General features: G+C 74.3%; 2 protein-coding genes. Both read right to left on the bottom strand.

Annotated elements, in window-relative coordinates:
• Positions 1 to 922 (bottom strand): NAD-dependent epimerase/dehydratase family protein (locus ABZ641_RS33585; RefSeq protein ID WP_359988048.1); only part of this gene is annotated, 922 nt, incomplete at its 3' end.
• A 13-nt stretch (positions 923 to 935) separates the two neighbouring features.
• Complete coding sequence (locus tag ABZ641_RS33580) at positions 936 to 2060, bottom strand: DegT/DnrJ/EryC1/StrS aminotransferase family protein (RefSeq protein ID WP_359988045.1); 1125 nt, start codon at positions 2058 to 2060, stop codon at positions 936 to 938.
• Positions 2061 to 2319: the final 259 nt, after the last annotated feature.

The raw sequence follows: 2319 nt of genomic DNA, 5'->3' as shown, positions 1-2319 counted from the left end.
GGTCGTCCTGGGCGCGGTGCCAGTCGACGTACCGGCTGACGCCGTCGGTGAAGCTGGTCTGCGGGGACCAGCCGAGCAGCCGCTTGGCGCGGGCGGCGGAGATCCGGCGGGGGGTGTAGTCGGCGGGCCGGGCCTCGATGTGCTCGATGGTGACGGGGCCGAGCAGGCGGTCGACGGTGTCGGCGATCTGCCGGATCGAGACGGCGGTGGGGCCCTCCAGGGCGAAGGTCTCGTCCTGGGCGTCCGGGGAGAGGGCGTGCACGTGGGCGTCGGCGAGGTCCTCGACGTAGACGAAGTTGCGGGTCTGGCGGCCGTCGCCGGCGATGGTGATGGGGTCGTGCCGCAGGGCGGCCTTGACGAAGCGGGCGACGACGAGTTCGTCGCGCATCCGCGGCCCGTAGGGGATGCCGTAGCGGAGGATGGTGAAGTGCCGGCCGTACAGCTCGCGGTAGCTGTGGACGAGCATCTCGGCGGCGAGCTTGCTGGCGACGTAGAGGTGGCCGCTGCGTTCGAGGTCGACGGGGACGTGTTCGTCGAGTTCGCCGCCGTCGGGTCCGGGTTCGGTCTGGGCGGCGCCGTAGACCCAGACGGTGCTGGCGAGGACGGTGCGGCTGAGTCCGGCGAGGCGGGCGGCCTCCAGCACGGTGGCGGTGCCGTCGATGTTGACCCGGACGGCGCGGACGGGATCGGCGGCGACCTTCTCGACGTCGGCCATGGCCGCGAGGTGGAAGACCACCTCGGCGCCGTTGAGGGCGGCGGTCAGGGCGGGCAGGTCGAGGACGTCGACGCGGGCGTGCTCGGCGGCGGGGTTGAGGTACTGGTCGGTGGTGTCCAGGACGAGCACGTCGTGGCCGGCGGTGACGAGCCGGTCGACGACGTGGGAGCCGATGAATCCACAGCCCCCGGTGACGGCTACGCGCATGGTGCCTCCTCCTTCATCGGGCCAGTCGGCGGTGGACGGCCGTGACGGCTTCGATCACCCGGGCGGTCTCGTCCTCGGTCATGTCGGAGTGGACGGGCAGGCAGATCTGGCGGGCGCACACGTCCTCGGCGACCGGCAGCGGCGGGCCCTGGTAGGGGCCGAAGACGGGCTGGCGGTGCAGCGGCAGGTCGTAGACCTCGCCGGCGAGGCGGACGCCGAAGCCGTCGTGGACCTCGCGCTTGAAGCGGGCCCGGTCGGTGCCGGGCGGCAGCAGGGCGATGTACTTGTAGATGTTGCTGCGGCAGCCGGGGGGTTCGGGCAGGGCGTCGAGGCCGGGGACTCCGGCCAGCGCGGCGTCGTAGCGGCGGGCGACCTCGCGGCGGGCCTCGACGAACTCCTTGAGGCGGCGCAGGTGGATCGTGCCGACGGCGGCGTGCAGCTCGCTGAGGCGCCAGGCGTAGCCCTGCCGGACGTGGTGGTTGGTGGTGAAGGAGCCCTTGCCCTGGTCGCGGTAGATCCGGGCCTCGTCGCGGACCTCGGACGAGCCGGTGAGGATCATGCCGCCCTCGCCGCTGGTGACGACCTTGGTCGGGTAGAAGGAGAAGGCTCCGCCGAGTCCGAAGCCGCCGGCGGCGCGGCCGTCGTAGCTGCTGCCGTGGGCGTGCGCGGCGTCCTCGACCAGGGCGATGCCGCGGGCGTCGCACAGGGCGCGCAGGGCGTCCGCCTCCGGGGTGATCAGACCGCCGATGTGGACGAGGACGACGGCCGCGGTGTCCGGGGTGAGGGCGGCCTCCAGCGTGGCGGGGCTGAGGGCGAGGGTGGTGGGGTCGACGTCGGCCATCACGGGGTTGCCGCCCGCGTGCAGGACGGCGGCGCCGGTGGCGTAGAAGGTGACGGCGGGGACGACGACGTCGCGGCCGCGGACACCGACGGTGCGCAGCAGCACCTCGAGGGCGGCGGTGCCGCTGGAGACGGCGACCGCGTGGGCGGCGCCGTGCTCGGCCGCGAAGGCCTCCTCGAACCGCTCCGTCCAGGGGCCGAGCGTCAGCGCGCCGGTGGCGAGGATCTCCTCGACCGCCTCGGCGACCGCCGCCCGGTCGGCCTCGTCGAACACGATGCGAGCCGCGGGTACCCCCACGTGACACCTCCAGCAGCCTGACGGGCAGCAGCCTGCCCGTCTTGGTCAGGGCATCTCAGGCTAAATCTGGCACAGCGGACAGGGGCCACCGGAGCGGGCCGGCCGGGCCACGGCGCACGGCCCGTGCCCGGGCGAACACCGGGACGGCGGACGGCCGGGCCGCCCGCGGCGGAGTGATCGAGGCACGGGCCGGCGGTTCGCCCACCCGGGTGGCCGGGGTACCGCAGGGGGCACCCCGGCGGGCCCGCAAGGGGGTGCG

This window comes from Kitasatospora sp. NPDC007106 (genome assembly GCF_040634455.1).
GTDB classification, from domain to species: Bacteria; Actinomycetota; Actinomycetes; order Streptomycetales; family Streptomycetaceae; genus Kitasatospora; species Kitasatospora arboriphila.
This window is presented reverse-complemented; position numbering and strand designations above follow the sequence as displayed.